The sequence below is a fragment of the Mesobacillus campisalis genome (assembly GCF_000986785.1).
Lineage (GTDB): Bacteria > Bacillota > Bacilli > Bacillales > Cytobacillaceae > Mesobacillus_B > Mesobacillus_B campisalis.
On record NZ_LAYY01000097.1, the window covers coordinates 47,095 to 64,934 of the forward strand.

Genomic DNA, 17,840 nt, shown 5'->3' on the forward strand with positions numbered 1-17,840 from the left:
GGAATCCCCCTCATTTTTTAGGAATTAACGTTAAACCGAAATAAATCCTGCTTTTCTCGCAATAACCCGGTGAGCTCTTTCACCTGTTCATCGATTGTGCCTTCCAGCTTTTTTCCTCCTGCCCGCCTTGGAGGTGTAAACATTTTCCCAACGACAGTCGGGGATCCTTTTAACCCGAGCTGGCTTCTGTCGACTTCTCCCAAATCGTCAACCGTCCAGACGACAGGCTCATATCGGGCAGCTTTGATCATATTGGGCATTGGGGCATACTCGATTTCATTTACCTCTTTCTCTACCGTTAAAAGACATGGCAGCTGGGCTTCGATTTCTTCATAACCGCCTAATTGTTTACGTTTAAGGTTAATTTTCCTTTCCTCGGTTTTAACCTCGGTTACTTCTATAACATTGGTGACAGGCGGCATATCAAGCCTCCTGGCTATGCCCGGACCTACTTGGCCGGTGTCACCATCGATGGCATGCTTGCCGCATATAACCATGTCAATCTTCTGTTCCTCTGAAATCCTCTCAAGGGCCTTCGATAAGGCATAGCTTGTTGCCAAAGTGTCTGCTCCCGCAAAGGCACGGTCTGAAATCAAATAGCCTTTGTCCGCTCCAATCTCAATACTCTTTTTTATGATGGAAACTGCCTGGGGGGGACCCATGGACAGGACAGAAACAGTTCCTCCTGTGAGCTGTTTGATTTTAACAGCCTCTTGTACAGCGTGTGCATCATAAGGGTTCAAGATTGCTGGTGCGCTCCTTCGGTCCAGTGTATTCGTTTTGGGATTAATCTTAATAATTTTCGTATCAGGCACCTGCTTGACACAAACAATGATATGCATGTCCCTATTTTCCCTCCTTTTTTTGAAAGCGTTTTCTTTATTGGTTATAGCATTGAAACCTTTGTAAGTTAAGAATATAAAAAACATATTAATCACATCTATGACAAATATCACTCGCTTCTCTATTTTCCACATGCCACAGTCATTGTCCGTCTAAACAAAAAAAACACTGTCCTCAGACAGTGGATAAGATTTGGCTAGAGAAATATTTATGAACTTCTGGCTGGACTAATCATCCTATGCAAAAACCAAAAAAAACGGAAAAAGGCAGGACATTCAGTTGGTTCTTCCTTCTGGTGGCTTTGAACGGATGTTTGGTATTCGTAAATAAGCTTGTCGAGCTCCTGGCTGCATGCTAGCGTTTCCTGGCTGTTGTATCCATTTTTGCGCGCAGTAGCGAACATTTCTTCCCTCTTGACCTGTATCTGCATCATCAGGGTTTTATCAATATCGCGCACTTTAAAATTCCTCCTAATTCAATCCCTTTCCTTAATTCATCTACTTAATTAATTATCGTTCTAGAATAGTATTACAAAATTTTGAATTAATGTAAATGGAATCGCAAAATTAGACATTTTTCTCATATACTATTTTTTCTTCGACAATGACTTATTTTTTCCAGTTCAATTAGACAAGAACCAGACTTTTAAACTCAACTTCCACTTAACTGGTTTATTTGTTAAAAAAATACACAAAGAAGCATTTTAAAAACAGAAGCTATACAGCCAAAACAAATCCTTTCCTTCCCCCTACTATTTGAGAGATCCGGCAGGCTGTACTGGAGGCTTAAATGTCGCCCCTTCCAGGCGAAGAAGCTGATCTTTAATATCAGTCCTCGTCCCGGCATAGCCTGTAAGGCTCTGATTCTTCCCAATTACTCTGTGGCAAGGGATGACGATTGGCAGTTTATTAGCTTTATTTGCCTGTCCAACTGCCCTCACAGCTTTTGGCCTGCCGATTGCCTCCGCAACCTCCTGATAGCTCCGGGTCATTCCGAAGGGAATCTCGGACAGCTGCTTCCAGACATCGAGTTGAAAGTCAGTTCCGAGGCATGCAAGGGGCAATTCGAACTTCATTCTCGCTCCCGAAAAGTATTCTTCCATTTGCCGGATTGCTTCATGAAGAGGCTGGCTGCAAGGGGCCTCTTTCATTTCATCTTTGTTTTCATTTGCCAAAAAGTCTTCCTCTCCAATATGGACTGCAGCCAGCTTCCCATTATCAGCCACCAGATAAAGAGGGCCAATTAAAGTATTCACAATTGCATATGTTCTCATATATGCTCCTCCTGTTATCATTCCTTTTTCCAATATATATGGAATTGAAAAAAGAAGCAAAGGTCATTCCCTTGCTTCCCCTCCACGTAATCACTGTTTTTCCAAGTTCAGCTTCATATGCCTGAAAAGGCTCCAATTCGTTCTTCTCTGGCAAAATAGTTAAAAGTTCCCTCCCCAATCATCCTTTTGATGCAAATTTGCCTATTTTCATTTTAAGCACCTCTCAGTTTTTGCGCTGCGATCTATATCATAGGTATAATACTTTCTGCTGGTACACTAATTTCAGCTTCACAATAAAACCAGCAATGACAATCTTTCTTCTAACTAAACTTATAAATTACAGCGTTACATCTCTTATATAACAGAATGCGCTGTTTACATTTCATTCCACCGCAGCCATAAAACTATACTATTTTCCCAGTTTGATTTGTGTTGAAATAGGATAAAAAAGAGCGGGGGTCTAAAACAGGGGAGGACTTATGAAACAACGGGAATTTTACTTTGACAATGCCAAATTCATCCTGATCTTTTTTGTGGTTTTCGGCCATCTGCTTCGTACATTCATTGAAGATAACGAGATGGTCTTTACTCTTTACAAGGTAATCTACACTTTCCATATGCCAGCTTTCATTTTGATATCCGGCTTTTTCGCGAGGGGAATCTATGAAAAAGGATATATCAAAAGGATTGCCAAAAAGCTGATTCTGCCTTATTTAATTTTCCAGCTGATCTACTCTGTGTACTATTATTTTCTTTTCAATAAATCTCAATTGACAGTAGACCCATTCAATCCGCACTGGTCGCTCTGGTTTCTGATCAGCCTGTTCTGCTGGCACATCATGCTGCTGGGATTTTCACGATTAAAGCCTGCCACCGGTCTCGCACTTGCTTTTGCACTGGGCGTTGGGGTCGGCTATATAGACTGGGTTTCAAACTATCTCAGCCTTTCAAGGACCTTTGTCTTCTTTCCAATGTTCCTGTTCGGATACCATTTGACAAAGGACCATTTAAAAATACTGACACGGCCAGCCTTTCGTATGGGTGCCTTGGTTCCATTTGCCATCGCATTTATAGGATTTTACCTATTCCCTCAGCTCGATTACAAATGGCTGCTAGGTTCAAAGCCATACGGAGCGATGGATATCGAACTATATGCAGCCAGTTTCGTCAGGCTTGGCCTTTACCTGATGAGCACCATCATGGTTTTCAGTTTTCTTGCCATTGTCCCTAAAGGACAGTATTTTTTCACCAGGCTTGGAAGGAACACACTTTATGTCTACCTGCTGCATGGCTTTTTTGTCCGGACCTTCCGCGAAAGCCAAATCAGCGGCTATTTCACGGAACCCAAGGACTTTTTGCTGCTGGCGGCTATCGCCTTGCTTCTTACCCTTGTTCTTTCAAGCAAACTTATAAAAGCCGCTGCACAGCCTTTGATCGAATTAAAAGCATCGCAAATGGAGAAATATAAAACCAGAATGTCTGAATTAGATAAAAACAGAAAAGGCAGGCTGCACAGCAGCTAGACAAAGAGCCCGTCCTCATGGATGGGCTCTATCCATTTTGGAAAAAATGAAGTATAATAATAAGTTGATTCTTAAGCAATATGCTATATGAGAACAAAGGTATTTTTTACAAAGGAGCATATCATGAACATTATTTGCGCGACTTTAAACGCAAAATACATCCATACCAATATTGCCATTCGCTACTTAAAAGCTTACGCTGAGCCTGAGTTTGATGTAGCGCTTGCCGAATATACGATCAAAGACCCCATTATCAACATCGTTTCGGATCTAATGCAGAAAGCTCCGGAAGTCATTGGCTTCAGCTGTTATATCTGGAATATTGAAGAAACAATCAAAACCATTAAGATGATCAAGAAAATCAATCCTTCCATTCAAATCATTGTCGGCGGGCCAGAAGTGACCTATGATGTCCACCAATGGATGGAGGTGGTCAATGAGTTTGATTTCATAGTCATTGGGGAGGGTGAAAAGACTTTCAAACAGCTGCTTGTCGAGTTGGCAGGCACCAGGGACTTCGACTCTGTACCAGGCATCGCTTATCGAAAGGAAGGAAAAGTCAAAATCATTCCGCAGAGTAACAAGCTTGATTTAAAAGAACTGCCTTCTCCGCACCGATTTGCTGAAGATATCTCCCATTTATCAAAGCGCGTCATTTATATCGAGACAAGCCGAGGCTGCCCTTTCAGCTGCCAGTTTTGCCTGTCTTCGATTGAGGTGGGTGTGCGCTATTTTGACAGGGAAAAAGTTAAGGATGATATTCGTTATTTAATGGCCAATGGGGCCAGGACGATTAAATTTGTGGATAGGACATTTAATATCAGCAGAAGCTATGCGATGGAAATGTTCCAATTCCTGATTGACGAACATGTTCCAGGGACTGTTTTCCAGTTCGAAATTACCGCGGATATCATGAGGCCTGAGGTAATTGAATTTCTAAACAACAACGCTCCTGCTGGGCTGTTCCGCTTCGAAATCGGGGTACAGTCAACCAACGATGAGACGAATGAGCTTGTGATGAGAAGACAAAACTTTGAAAAGCTGAAACGCACAGTCACGATGGTAAAAGAGGGCGGCAAGATTGATCAGCATCTTGATCTGATCGCAGGGCTCCCTGAAGAAGACTATAGTTCCTTTAAAAAAACATTTAACGATGTTTTCGCCATGAGACCCGAAGAACTCCAGCTTGGTTTCTTAAAAATGCTGCGGGGAACAGGACTAAGGCTGCGTGCGGCTGATCATGGATATGTGTATATGGATCATTCTCCATATGAAATTCTCGGCAACAATGTCCTTCCATTTGCTGATATCATTCGTATTAAACAGGTCGAGGACGTACTTGAAAAATACTGGAACGACCATCGGATGGACCAAACCATTGAATACCTTGTCACCAGGGTATTTCCTACTCCATTTGATTTTTTCCAGGACTTTGGGGCATTCTGGGAAAGGCAGGGGTGGTCCAGGATTGGCCACCAGCTTGAGGATTTATTCAGGCGGCTCCACCAGTTTCTCAAGGAACGGAAAACAGAAGATCTCTCTATCATTGAAGGACTGATGAAATACGATTATCTGGCCGGGAAAAAACAAAAACCTCGCAAACCGTGGTGGAAACTCGATATGGAGAAGAACGAACGTACCGAAATGTACCAAAAAGTGATTAACAGCGGTGTTTTCCTCCGTTCGTTGAACCTGGCGGAAAAAGAATTGTACAAGCATACTGTCCTTGAGGAGCTCTCATTCAACCTGGAAAAGTATCTTTCAACGGGAGAAGTAGAATATACCCCATCCGTACTTCTTGTTTACTATCACCCGTCCCTTGAAAAAGCAGAAGTCTTTTCCTGTAGTAAATCACAGCTAAAGCCGGCATAATGCCGGCTTTTTTATTGTTGGCCCTTCCCTTTTTTCTTTCTGGGAAATTCCCTTTCATAAAGCTTGGCTGCATTTATATCCCCAAACTCGTTCCCAAACTCCACATTTACAGCAGGAAGGGACTTGTCTTGCTGTTTCCGCTTCCTCATATCCTGCCCTTTCTGCCCTGTTTGGAATTTCGATTGGCAAATTTCCCGGCATCTTCTCCCCCCGCAAATTCTGCGGAGAATTCGGACTCATGTGTATTTCGATGCGGCGTTTTTGAATACTTTTCAACTGCGTTTCTTTCTGCTTTGCGCTTTGCCATTTTTACAACCACCCCCGTGCCTTTATTTTCAACCGCCACCTGTCAATTATGTATGTTTCGAGTTTCCTGTTTTTTCATCGGAAGCCGGCTTATAAATTTATGGTGCCGGCAGAAACTAAGCAAAAAGGGTGATTCTTCATGGAAAAGAAAACTAAAAAATTGACGTCACTGGATATCGATGGCAGCCTGCCGCATCAAATTAGTGCCCCTAGCTTTAAAGGCACAGGAATAGAGATGGAGCCCCCATTTGCAAACGAACACGGCGTGGTGATTGGGGACAGCCATTATGCATCCAGCAATTCCCCATTGGAAACCTGGAGCGACAAAACCGACCCTGCAATCATGGCAGGGCCCCAGTGGGTGCACCCCACCAATGATATTGGCTGGAACACAGCCGAGAACCAGGAACTCCTTGAGGAAAAAAAGGAGCCTCAAGCCTATCCATTCATGCACCCGACAATAGATGTTAGTAAGAACCAGGACTAGCTGAGCAAAATAAAAAATCCGGGAAACAATCCCGGATTTTTTTTAGCCAATAATGACCCTTTCCTTCGGATAGTGAATAGATTGATTTTTTTCCTTTCCTCCCATAGCCAAAAGAAATTGAATGAGCCCCACACGGCCAATGAACATCAGAATCATGATGATAAATTTTCCAGGGGTGCTTAGCTCAGGAGTAATTCCCATTGATAAACCATTCGTTCCGAAAGCGGAAGATACTTCAAAAATAATTTTTAACAAATCATGCTTCTCTGTCATGCTAAGAATGACAGTGGCTGTAAAACAGATCAATATTGCCAGAATGGTAACTACAAGGGATTTTACGATATCCTCATGCGGGATCTCCCGTTTGAAAATCTTGATTGTCCTTTCCCCTCTGCCAAAATGAAAAAGAAACAGGATGTTGATCGCAAAGGTGGTTGTCCGAATACCTCCGCCTACAGAACTTGGGGAGGCACCGATAAAGACCAATCCGCTCATTGCCAGGATGGTAGGATCCGTAAAGTTGGTTACATCCGTTGTCGATAAGCCAGCGCTTCTGGTTGTCGCTGACTGGAATAGCGCATAAAAGAAAGCTTTATGCCAAGACATACCTGCAAAATAATGATTTGCCTCTAACAGGAGGATAATCAAGGTCCCGCCAATCAGCAGGGCTGCAAAAGTAACAGTTGTAATTTTTGTAAACAAGGAAAACCGGAAAAGCTCTTTATTCTTTGCTGCCAGATAATTCTTCGTTTCCATCAGTACCGGAAAACCTATTGCCCCCAGTGTCATCAGCAAAATGTTAATGGATTGCACAAAGTAATCATCGGCAAAAGGAGCCAAGGAACTCCCTGTAATATCAAAACCGGCGTTAGTTGTGGCACTTATGGAAGCAAACAAACCATTAAGGTAAGCTTCCTGCCAGGTTGGATAATAGTCAAGAAAATGCGTCCCTAAAAGTAACGCACCGAATAATTCAATGAGGATAATCAAAAACAAAATTTCTTTCAGCATTTTTACCAGGCCTGCCAGCCCCATCTGGTTTAAATCTGTCAAAATCAGGCGCCGTTCCCTCAGGCCGATTTTTTTACCAAGTATAAGCCAGAAAAAAGTACCTAAAGCCATGATTCCGATGCCGCCAAACTGAAAGACAAACATCAGGATGAAATTCCCTGCAACAGTAAAGGTTTCACTTATATTCACTGTTGTAAGCCCTGTAACACTTACTGCACTGACAGCTACAAAAAGGGCATCTACAAAAGACAAGGTAACTTCCGGCTTTACCGCAATCGGTGCACGAAGCAGCAAGACCGATACAAAAACGGCCAGAAAATAATATACAGCAATCATCCGTGCAGGTGTTAACTGATTAACACTCTTTTTTAATTGATTGAACATCCAAAATTGTCCTTTCGTTGTTTCCTGAATCCTATCATCTAAAATAACAAAGCTGACTCAGGAAGTAAACGGTGAGTTCTTTTTTTATCATCATCATGATTTTGCCTGCAATCCAAAAATGTTCCAGAATACAATCACCTATGCCGTAAATAATAAGCTTGCAGACACTATTTCTGCAAATGCAGCAAGGAGTTGACAATCATGGCTAGAAGTTCAAATAAATTGCTTGTACCAGGAGTAGAACAATTCCTCGACCAGGTAAAGTATGAAATTGCCCAAGAGTTCGGAGTCCAGCTTGGCGGAAGCACTGTATCCCGCTCAAATGGGTCCGTTGGCGGAGAAATCACCAAACGCCTTGTCCAGCAGGCACAAGCAGGGCTTGCCGGAAGAGAGCAGCAATAGACAATTAAATATCATGGATATGATAAAAGTCCGGACACCTATCCGGACTTTTTGACATCTTAATCTCTTCCATTTTTGCTGCCGGAATCACCTGGATTGCTTCCTTTTTTCTGGCCGCTTTGGACGCCGCCCTGTTTTTGAGCTTGCTCATTACCACGGCTGTTTATATCGGCTTTCCCTTTTTGAAATCCGTTTTCACTATTATTTTGTTTGGAATGACCATTTCCATTATCGCGGCTTTTATTGTTAGCTACCTTTTCCTGTTCGGAATTGTTTTTTTCAGCTTGGTCAGGCCGTTGTTGGTTTTTAATGCCTTTGGGGTCCTCTTCAGCCCGCTTTGTTCCTGTTTGGCCTTTATTTTGGTTGTTATTATTTCCATATCCATTGTCTTGAGGCTTGTTCTTGCCATTTGGCGCAGTTTCCCCTTGATTATCCTGCTTCATGCCAGGGGCCTCTGAAGGTTGGCTGGGCTGGTTTTGGACCGGATCCGCAGCTGGAGGGGAAGCTTTCTTTTCTGCAGGCGGATTTACCGCTGGTTTTTTTTGTTCAGGAAGGAATTTTTGTTTGTAGAGGCCCATGCTCAAACCCTGCTTTTTAGCTGCTTCCCTCTCTGCAGCAGTCCCGGATAAGACCATTACTTCAAGGTTTTCCGTCTTCCCTGCCTCTTTTATCTCCTCGATCGTTTCCTCGAGCTGCTCGGCTGTCTCCACTTGCCCTTGTGAATTTGCAGTGGCGATCAACACATTTTTTTCTTTTTGCAGATAGCCCTGTACTTCAATTTCATCAAGAATTTTTTCAGCTACGATGGCAGCATCTTCTTTTTTCCAATCCTCTAATTTGGAAAGGACTCTGTCTCCCTCTTCATTATAGGCAATAAGGGAGACCACTTTGAGCATTTGATTCAATCCAAGCTCTATGCTCGGATTCACATCGATGGACATATACGCATATACTTGATTGCTTTGGTAAACAGGTAAAATAGCCGTGGTACAGAACAGGAGCACTGCGGCTATCATAGCTGCCCTAACCTTTGAGAGGCGAAGGAAGCTCTGCCAGACTGTCGGCCGATCTGTTTCTACTGGAAAAAAACTGATTTCCTCTCCTATGTGATAATCCTGCTCTCGCTTTCGGGTCCTCATGAATTCACCCTCGGGAGTCAACAAGGTTACAAAATCATGATCGACATCCAGGATTACACCCTTTCTCATTCCTTCAGCACCCCTTTTATATAATCCTTTAAATAATTATAATCCCCAATTAAAATTAACGAGATGGCTATGATGTATTTTCTATTCCTCTCGATGGTTTTGCGGCTTAAGCTAACCATATTCTCCAGCTGCTTAATCGGAAGCCTTTTCTTTTCTACAAGATGCTGCGTCAACTCCTCATTTTCACTCAGGACCCTGGCAACTTCCATTGCATTCCTTCTGGCATCGGCATGCTTGGGAGACTGTTTTACTAAATCCTGGAATGACAAATCATATTCCCTTAGCAATAATTGGAACTGGTATATTTCATCTCTTCTTCTTTCTTCATCTGTTTTATTCCAGTGGTTTTCAATGGACAATTCATCTTCAATTTTTGAACGCTGGGTTTCTTCATCTGTCCCTTCGCTTCCAAACCCGAAGGAAACCGTCTGGTTCCTGTTTTGCTGGCGAATATAATCTATCACTTTCCGTTTAATCAGCACGTCCGCAAAGCTGAGCAATGAATTTCCTTTTTCCGCAGAGAATTTCTGGATCGCTTCATTGAAGGCAATAAGCCCAATGCTAAATTCATCGTCCGTTTCACTTATGTATCTTTTGCATACGGAAGAAACCGACTTTGCAATGAAAGGTTTATACGATTTTATTAAATCATCCTGAAGGCTCTCGTCGCCCAGCTGGATCAACGCTACTTTTTCCTCCAGAGTTTTTGGCTTCTTTTTTGCCATGAACAATAAACTCAGCACCAGACTCACCTCGTTTCTTCTACAAATTATACCATGGCTGTCAATTTGGATTTGGGAAGAAACGATGGTTGTTGTCAGTGTTTTTCATTATAGGGTTACGGAGGAAGATACTGTCTTCTGGGGGTAAAGGAGATTCTTTGTCCGAGAATATTAAAAAGACCCTTACTTAGGTAATGGTCTTTTTCAGGTGATTTCTGTCTCCCTATGATGAAAGTGTTTTTCTAACAGCAGCCTTAGCAAATAGCCAACTGTCAAACCGGGAATCAGGAATAGCATCGGCAGGAATACAGGCCCCAGTGAAATGCCAAACAATTTAATTTTTGGGGACAGCATCAATCCAACGGTAATAAAATAAGCACCAAAGACAAAGGGCAGATAGGTCCCTTTTATTTTTCCCTTCAAGGTCACTCGATAAGCGTCCCACATTGAAAACATATAAAGGCAGGGGTAAAACATCAGCCATTGGAAATTGGTCACCGTGAAGGCCTTTTCGATTTCCCACAGGAAGCTGTACATAATGGCCTGATTAAAGTTACTGTTCACATTGATCACGAATTCCAAAATAACAAATAAAGCCCCTTTCAGAAACTGCCCTGTCAACAGCTGTGGAAATCCAGGAAGGGCAACACTCCACATAATGGCTTCAAGTTTGCTTAAACTTTTCATATCCGGATTTCATTCCTTTAATAGAAGTAATCAATTAAACAAGTGAAACTCCCTGCCTCTTTAGAGTGCTCACGTTAAGCTTTTTTTATTTCAGGTACAGCAAAAAAGCCGTTCAATTGAGAACGGCTTTTGTTCTTATCGATCCAATTTTGTCACCGAGAATCCAGTAAGCCCTGCTGCAATGGTTAGAAGAGGAGAAGCCAGGCAAAAGAAGGAAAATAACGCATACTCGGCAGTCGGTACTCCCAGCACCGCGGTGAGAAACACTCCACATACACTCCATGGTACCAGCGGGTTGACCACCGTACCGGAATCCTCAAGGACCCTGGACAAGTTCTTTGGATGGAGACCTGCATTTATGAATCGCTGTTCAAATGCGTTTCCGGTCAAGACAATGGATAAGTATTGTTCACCTAGGAGAACATTAATTCCGATGGCGGAGGCTGCAGCCGAACTGAAAAGCACAGCTGTTTTCTGCACTCCTGACATGAGGGCTTCCAACAGTGCGGGCAAAATACCCAGTCTGAATAGTAATCCTCCCATCGACAGCGCGAGGAGGACAAGCGATACAGAGAACAGCATGCTTTCAATTCCTCCTCTTGAAAGCAAAGCGGCAACCTCCTGCACGTCTGTTTCCGCTTTGTAGCCTGAAAATAGGACGGCAGGAAGAGCTGCCCATTCATTTCGGTCCGTTATCCAAAGGCTGATGGTGAGCGCAGACAGCGTTCCGCTTCCCAAAGTAATCACAGCTGGGACCCTTTTTATCGCCAAGACAGCCAGAACAGCAAATGGCAGGAGTGAATACCAGTGTACAAGGTTCAAGGCGACCAGCTCTTCCTTTACCAAGCTTATTGATTCGAAGCTGGCGTCCAGGCTCGCGGGAGAAAGAAATAGAAAGAGAATGAATGAGAGTACAAAAGCCGGAACAGTCGTCCAGGCCATGTTTTTAATATGGTCGAATAAATCAACCTTGGCGGTTGCAGAGGCAAGGGTGGTTGTATCGGAAAGGGGCGACATCTTATCGCCAAAAAAAGCACCCGACACAATCGCCCCTGCCGTGATGGCCGGGGATAGCCCTAATGCTCCAGCCACTGCCATAAAAGCTGCCCCGATGGTTGCAGCAGTTGTCAGGGAGCTGCCTATTCCAATGCCAACTGCAGCTGTGACCACAAATACAATTGCATAAAACCATTTTCCGGACACCAACTCAAATGCAAGGTAAATAAAGGTCGGAATCGTTCCACCTGCCATCCAGCTGCTAATCAGCATTCCTATGAAAAAGAAAACCATGACAGCCCCCAGGCCGTTTTTGGCTCCATCCGCCATGCCTCTTTCGAGATCCGACATCTTCACTTTTTTTAAAAGGCCATATATGAGAAGAAAAAAAATAGCCAGGACAACAGGAATATGCGGAACTAATTGAAGTTTTATAATCCCAATGCCCATGCCTGCCAAAAGAACGACAGTCACGGCTACTGCTTCCAAAGGTTTTACCGTTATAGATGACTTTTCCTGATGCATGCTCTCTCTCCCATTATTTATACTTTTATACTTAAACGCTTTTATGCACGAAAGTATTCTGCGTTTTTACTATATAGATATATTAATTATTTGTCAAGAATATTCGAAAGAACAGGAAAGACTTCAGTAAAATGAAAAAGAGTGGGGAAGCCCACTCTTTTTCATTACGATGATTAATCCATCGGATTATAGAGCTGGATATCCGGATTTTTTTCCTGGAACCAGCGAAGCGCAAAGTCATTTTCAAATAAAAATACTTTTCTCTCATAGCGATCATGAACAAGCAGGCTTCTGGAATTTGAAAGGTTTTCATTAATCTTGTCATTTTCAATCCAACGGGCAATTTTTGACCCTTGCCTTTCCATTAGCACTTCCACATTATATTCATTGCGCATCCGGTGTTCAAATACCTCAAACTGCAGCTGTCCAACTGCACCGAGAAGGTATTCTTCCGTCTTGACTGTTTTAAAAAGCTGGATAGCGCCTTCCTGGACAAGCTGCTGAATCCCTTTATGGAAATGCTTTTGCTTCATGACGTTTTTCGCAGTGACCCTGACGAAAAGTTCTGGTGTGAATAGCGGCAGACGTTCATATTCAAATGCTTCTTTCCCGGAAACAATTGTATCGCCAATCTGATAGGAACCTGGATCGTATAATCCGATAATATCCCCGGCGACCGCTTCCTCGACCGTGCTGCGGTCGTCAGCCATAAATTGAGTGGACTGGGCAAGTTTGATCTGTTTCCCTGTGCGTGATAACGTAACATTCATCCCGCGCTCAAACTTTCCGGAGCAAATTCTCAGGAAGGCAATGCGGTCACGGTGAGCAGGATTCATATTAGCCTGGATTTTGAAAATGAAGCCGGAGAAATCTTCCGACAAAGGATCAATTTTACCGGAGGTCGAATTTCTCGCCTGTGGCACAGGTGCAAACTCAAGGTATGATTCAAGGAAGGTCTGGACTCCAAAGTTCGTCAATGCGCTGCCAAAGAAGACCGGGGTTAGTTCCCCCTCGCTTACACGTTCTTCAGAAAAGGCGTTCCCAGCTTCATTTAGAAGCATGATTTCTTCAAGAGTCTGCTCATACAATGAATCTTCTTTCAGCGGGTGGGTACCTTCGATTTCGCCGTCGCTGTTCAGGCTAATAAACTTTTCACTTTCCTCCACCCTGAATTGCTCAATGCGGTTATGATGGCGGTCATAAATTCCGAGGAACTGCTTTCCCATGCCAATTGGCCAGTTCATGGGGTAAGACTCGATTCCCAAAACTTCTTCCAGCTCTGCAAGCAGTTCCAGGGGTGTCTTTCCTTCCCGGTCAAGTTTGTTGATAAAAGTAAAGATTGGGATGCCTCTCATCCGGCAAACCTTGAATAATTTCAAAGTCTGCTCCTCAATCCCCTTGGCCGAATCGATAATCATGACGGCACTATCGACTGCAGTCAAAGTACGGTACGTATCTTCACTGAAATCCTGGTGACCCGGCGTATCGAGGATATTGATCCTAAAGCCATCATAATCAAACTGCATCACACTCGAAGTAACAGATATCCCGCGCTGCTTTTCGATTTCCATCCAGTCGCTGGTAGCAAACTTTCCGGTTTTCTTTCCTTTAACTGTACCGGCATCCCGGATGGCTCCGCCGAATAACAGCAGTTTTTCAGTCAGTGTCGTTTTTCCGGCATCCGGATGGGAGATGATTGCAAATGTTCTCCTTGACAAAACTTCTTCGCTTAATTTCTTCATGTTATATATCCTTTCTAAACAGCCTTTCTGCTGTACTGCCCAAACTGTAATATCGCTGGAAACCTTTTTTATTATACAGACAAAATCCCCATAAGTTCCATCATATATTCTTGATGGAAAGTTTGCAATCTGCGATTGATTATGTGCCCAGAAATGTTTGGGAAGCAAACATCAGCAGCGCCAAAGGGCTGGAAAATAAAAATGGCAGCTCTCCCGCTGCCATTTTTGCCTAATCGTATAAATTTACAACTGTTTCTCTATATCTTCAATCATTTCATCTATTGTTTCGGATACCTCATTTGTCCTTCTGGCAATCGAGATGCTGAATTCAAGCAGCTCTTTATAGGCCTCAACAGAGATCATTGTATTTGACTTCTCATATTCATTGATTTGCAAACCGATATTCTGCAAAATGACCAGGACTTCTTCCATTGAACCTTTTTGAATATCAAACATATGTTTTCCCCCTGTTTTCTATTTGTACTCATTATGGAGGAGATTGATATTTTTTTAAATGGTAAAATTTCCAATAAACTGCTGTGCCAGTGGTATAAAATAGGTAATTTTACCTAAAAACCCCCTTCAAAATCCGGTTTTCTATGTAATCATGTTAAAAACAGGAGAAAAGACCTATACTTTTCATCCTGTATTAAAGGTTTTAGTTCACTAAACGTTCATCTTTTCGATTGTTAAACTCAGTAAGTCCTCTCCCGGAATGCTGGCCTCTCCGCCGCCTTGGGCAAAGTTTGGCTTTCCGCCCCCTTTTCCATTGATAACCGGCAAGACTTCCCCTAAAAGTTCTTTCATGTTTAATTGGCCATTTTCTCCTCTTGCGCATACAAGCTGGAGCTTTTCGGCATTTTCCGCCACTAGAAGGACTGGTCTGGATTCGCCGTGGTCCACAATCGTTTTGGCGAGCTTTTGGAGCTCCTTCATTGTCCGGTTTTGGAAAACCTTTCCCAGCACCTTAGGATTTTGGTCGGACATCAATGTTGATGCTTCGTACTGGAGCAGCATTTCACTCATATCCTCCTGGGTTTTCTCCATGTGTTTCCCTTCCGCGATCATACGCTGGATAGAAGCAGGCATCTTCTCCGGAGGCGCGTTTAACAAGCCGGAGAGTTCTCTGATAAGGTCGTGCTTTTGCTGCAGTTGGGATAGCACGCGGTGTCCGCAGATAAATTCCACCCGTACTTTTTTACGCTGCCGCTCCCAGCCCAGAATTTTAATCAACCCTGTTTCCGCGGTGTTTTTTGGGTGGGTACCGCCGCAACCGTTATAATCGAATTCCGGTATAATGACGAGACGGATGTCCTCAGTCACGGACAACTGCTTTCTTAGTGGGTATCGGGAGGCTTCCTCGCGGTTTACCCACTTCGCCTCAATCCTTCGTGCATCCATGACAATCTCATTGGCCCTGCTTTCTGCAGCCCCCGCATGCTCTCGAGGAAGCTCGTCAATATCGAGGTCTATCGTCAGCGTCTCTTTGCCCAAATGAAAAGAAACGGTACGGTACCCATATAATTCTTCAAATGCCGCCGAGAGAATATGCTGTCCTGAGTGCTGTTGCATATGATCAAAGCGCCGTTCCCAATCCACAGTACATTGAACTGTCTCCACGGCTCCAGGCAAAGGCCGGTCTATATAGTGGCGGATTTCGCCGTCGACTTCCTCAACATTTATAACGGAAACTCCCTCTATACTGCCAGTATCATGCGGCTGGCCTCCTCCTGTTGGATAAAAGGCGGTTTCCTCCAGGGTTACGTACCAATTTCCCTCTTCGAGCTCCTGATTCAGCACCTTCGTTGAAAAGTCAGTTAGGTAGGCATCTCTGTAATACAATTTATGATTCATTTCCTCACACTCCGTGAATGATCTCCTCCCAGTATATCATTTTTTTCCATGCAAAAAGACAGCGGTCCGGCGCTGTCTTTTTCAGGTTCCTATTTTTTTGTAAGGTGAAAGATAATCGATTCGTAAGGGCGAAGGGTAATATTCCTGAATTCCTTGCCGGAGTCGTAATTGGATAACAGCACATTGGCTTCATATTCATCCGTTTCCACTGTGTCTGGCAGGATAAACTGTGTTTCTTTCGCATAAAAATTGGTCACAACCAGCAATTTCTCGTCACGGCCATTTCTAATATAAGCAAAAATCTCAGGATGATCTTCGAGTAACAGCTCATAATCACCGTACGTAATAATTTCGTACTCTTTCCGCAACGAAATCAATTTTTTATAATGATAAAAAACGGAATCATGGTCCGCCAGGGCATTCTCTGCATTGATATTTACATAGTTCCGGGCAACAGGAATCCATGGAGTGCCGCTTGTAAAGCCCGCATTCTTTTCATCTGTCCACTGTACAGGCGTACGCGAGTTATCCCTCGATTTGCTTTGCAGGATTTTCAGGATTTCCGCTTCTGGAACCCCTTCCGCTTTTTTGATCTTGAAAATATTCAAGGATTCTACATCGCGGTAATCCTCAATTCTTTCAAAATATGGATTGGTCATCCCAATCTCTTCTCCCTGGTAAACATATGGAGTTCCCTGCATCATATGGATAGCGGTCGCCATTGCTTTCGCAGACTCACGATGGTATTCCTGGTCGTTTCCATAGCGTGATACAATCCGGGGCTGGTCATGGTTGCACCAGAACAAAGCGTTCCATCCGCCGCCCTTATGCATTTCGACCTGCCATTTTGACAAGATTCTCTTTAACGCCAGGAAATTAAAGTCTGCAATACTCCATTTTTCTCCATTTGGATAATCCACTTTTAAATGGTGGAAGTTGAATGTCATGCTGAGTTCATTTCTCTCCGGATTCGAGTACTTAATACAGTTTTCTATCGTCGTTGAACTCATTTCGCCAACCGTCATGGCATCATACTGGGAAAATACTTCCTTGTTCATTTCCTGGAGGAATTCATGTACTCTTGGGCCGTCTGTATAAAATTTGCGGCCGTCACCCGGAGGGACAGTCCCATCATCGTCAGGGAATTCCTGGTCTTTGGAAATCAAATTAATGACATCAAGCCTGAAACCATCAACACCCTTCCTGAACCAATAATGCATCATCTCGTATACTTCCTGACGCAGTCTTTCATTCTCCCAATTCAGGTCAGCCTGGGTCACATCGAACAAATGGAGATAGTATTGCCCTGTTTCCACATCGTATTTCCATGCAGATCCGCCGAACTTTGATTCCCAATTTGTCGGTTCACTTCCATCCGGATTCGGATCTTTCCAAATATAATAATCGCGGTAGAGACTGGATTTGGACTTTTTCGCCTCCTTGAACCACTTATGCTCAGTTGAGGAGTGGTTCACGACAATGTCCATAATGATTTTGATGTCCCGCTTATGGGCCTCCGAAAGAAGGCGTTCAAAATCCTCCATTGTACCATACTGCTCATAAATTTTATAATAATCGCTTATGTCATAGCCATTATCTTTTTGCGGCGATTCATAGATTGGTGTCAGCCAAGCCACATCAATGCCCAGTTCCTTCAAATAATCCAATTTTTCAATGATTCCTCGCAGATCGCCTACACCATTCCCCGTTGTATCGTAAAAGCTTTTTGGATAAATTTGGTAAACAACCGCTTTTTTCCACCATGGTTCCGTCATATCAGCACCTCCAAAAATAAAAAGAACACCTCAGATTCCCTAATAGTTTTTATTATGGGGTTAACCAGAAGTACTATCATTAAACTATCCAGCTCTTCCTGAAACGATTTCATTGTACATGTATATACAAGTTAAGTCAAACCGCACCTATTCATCTTTTCCCCAAAGAGTCTATGCCTAACACGGGGATAAAGTTTTTCATAAAAAAAGGACACCCGCAGGTATCCCGC

General features: G+C 43.3%; 17 protein-coding genes. 4 read left to right on the plus strand and 13 right to left on the minus strand.

The window, feature by feature from the left end:
- Nucleotides 1-17: 17 nt before the first annotated feature.
- The 3 genes from WQ57_RS22880 to WQ57_RS22890 all read right to left on the minus strand — a co-directional run bounded on the left by WQ57_RS22880 (nt 18) and on the right by WQ57_RS22890 (nt 2,116).
- The gene (locus tag WQ57_RS22880; protein WP_046525957.1) at nt 18-842 is read right to left on the minus strand and encodes an electron transfer flavoprotein subunit beta/FixA family protein; all 825 of its coding nucleotides are present in this window, start codon (nt 840-842) and stop codon (nt 18-20) included.
- 209 nt (nt 843-1,051) lie between these two features.
- Entirely contained in the window at nt 1,052-1,300 is a 249-nt protein-coding gene (locus WQ57_RS25815) for an aspartyl-phosphate phosphatase Spo0E family protein (RefSeq protein ID WP_052948855.1), read from the minus strand.
- Between the two features lie 294 nt (nt 1,301-1,594).
- Nucleotides 1,595-2,116: a methylated-DNA--[protein]-cysteine S-methyltransferase gene (locus tag WQ57_RS22890; RefSeq protein ID WP_046525958.1), complete on the minus strand. Its 522-nt coding sequence runs from the start codon at nt 2,114-2,116 to the stop codon at nt 1,595-1,597.
- A 479-nt stretch (nt 2,117-2,595) separates the two neighbouring features.
- Here WQ57_RS22890 and WQ57_RS22895 point away from each other — a divergent pair, with 479 nt between their 5' ends.
- Nucleotides 2,596-3,639 (plus strand): acyltransferase family protein, encoded by a 1,044-nt coding sequence (locus tag WQ57_RS22895; RefSeq protein ID WP_046525959.1) that lies wholly within the window; start codon nt 2,596-2,598, stop codon nt 3,637-3,639.
- Between the two features lie 123 nt (nt 3,640-3,762).
- The gene (locus WQ57_RS22900) at nt 3,763-5,511 is read left to right on the plus strand and encodes a B12-binding domain-containing radical SAM protein (protein ID WP_046525960.1); all 1,749 of its coding nucleotides are present in this window, start codon (nt 3,763-3,765) and stop codon (nt 5,509-5,511) included.
- A gap of 145 nt (nt 5,512-5,656) precedes the next feature.
- Here WQ57_RS22900 and WQ57_RS27075 read toward each other — a convergent pair whose 3' ends face one another.
- The gene (locus WQ57_RS27075; RefSeq protein ID WP_173427601.1) at nt 5,657-5,818 is read right to left on the minus strand and encodes a hypothetical protein; all 162 of its coding nucleotides are present in this window, start codon (nt 5,816-5,818) and stop codon (nt 5,657-5,659) included.
- A 138-nt stretch (nt 5,819-5,956) separates the two neighbouring features.
- Between WQ57_RS27075 and WQ57_RS22905 the strand changes: the two genes are divergently transcribed.
- Nucleotides 5,957-6,304, plus strand: a complete 348-nt coding sequence (locus tag WQ57_RS22905) for a DUF3905 domain-containing protein (protein WP_046525961.1) — start codon at nt 5,957-5,959, stop codon at nt 6,302-6,304.
- Between the two features lie 42 nt (nt 6,305-6,346).
- Here the strand turns inward: WQ57_RS22905 and WQ57_RS22910 are convergent, their stop codons facing one another.
- Nucleotides 6,347-7,699 carry a TrkH family potassium uptake protein gene (locus tag WQ57_RS22910; protein ID WP_046525962.1) on the minus strand — a complete coding sequence of 451 codons (1,353 nt, stop codon included), beginning with the start codon at nt 7,697-7,699 and terminating at the stop codon, nt 6,347-6,349.
- A gap of 201 nt (nt 7,700-7,900) precedes the next feature.
- Here WQ57_RS22910 and WQ57_RS22915 point away from each other — a divergent pair, with 201 nt between their 5' ends.
- Nucleotides 7,901-8,101, plus strand: a complete 201-nt coding sequence (locus tag WQ57_RS22915) for an alpha/beta-type small acid-soluble spore protein (protein WP_046525963.1) — start codon at nt 7,901-7,903, stop codon at nt 8,099-8,101.
- A gap of 59 nt (nt 8,102-8,160) precedes the next feature.
- Here WQ57_RS22915 and WQ57_RS22920 read toward each other — a convergent pair whose 3' ends face one another.
- From WQ57_RS22920 to treC, 8 genes are all read right to left on the minus strand, one after another.
- The gene (locus tag WQ57_RS22920) at nt 8,161-9,309 is read right to left on the minus strand and encodes an anti-sigma factor domain-containing protein (protein ID WP_046525964.1); all 1,149 of its coding nucleotides are present in this window, start codon (nt 9,307-9,309) and stop codon (nt 8,161-8,163) included.
- Nucleotides 9,306-10,061, minus strand: coding sequence for an RNA polymerase sigma factor SigI (sigI, locus tag WQ57_RS22925; protein ID WP_241481614.1), 756 nt, complete (start codon nt 10,059-10,061; stop codon nt 9,306-9,308). Before sigI ends, WQ57_RS22920 begins: the two co-directional genes overlap by 4 nt.
- Before the next feature lie 174 nt (nt 10,062-10,235).
- On the minus strand, nt 10,236-10,718 hold the full coding sequence (locus tag WQ57_RS22930) for a hypothetical protein (protein WP_046525966.1): 483 nt from the start codon (nt 10,716-10,718) through the stop codon (nt 10,236-10,238).
- Nucleotides 10,719-10,853: 135 nt separating this feature from the next.
- Nucleotides 10,854-12,239 (minus strand): Na+/H+ antiporter NhaC family protein, encoded by a 1,386-nt coding sequence (locus tag WQ57_RS22935; RefSeq protein WP_046525967.1) that lies wholly within the window; start codon nt 12,237-12,239, stop codon nt 10,854-10,856.
- A gap of 173 nt (nt 12,240-12,412) precedes the next feature.
- Nucleotides 12,413-13,981 carry a peptide chain release factor 3 gene (locus WQ57_RS22940; protein ID WP_046525968.1) on the minus strand — a complete coding sequence of 523 codons (1,569 nt, stop codon included), beginning with the start codon at nt 13,979-13,981 and terminating at the stop codon, nt 12,413-12,415.
- A gap of 243 nt (nt 13,982-14,224) precedes the next feature.
- Complete coding sequence (locus WQ57_RS22945; protein ID WP_046525969.1) at nt 14,225-14,437, minus strand: hypothetical protein; 213 nt, start codon at nt 14,435-14,437, stop codon at nt 14,225-14,227.
- A 210-nt stretch (nt 14,438-14,647) separates the two neighbouring features.
- Nucleotides 14,648-15,835, minus strand: coding sequence for a serine-tRNA(Ala) deacylase AlaX (locus WQ57_RS22950; protein WP_046525970.1), 1,188 nt, complete (start codon nt 15,833-15,835; stop codon nt 14,648-14,650).
- An 89-nt stretch (nt 15,836-15,924) separates the two neighbouring features.
- A complete protein-coding gene (gene treC / locus WQ57_RS22955) occupies nt 15,925-17,610 on the minus strand; it encodes an alpha,alpha-phosphotrehalase (protein WP_046525971.1) in 1,686 nt (561 codons plus the stop codon).
- Nucleotides 17,611-17,840 lie beyond the last annotated feature (230 nt).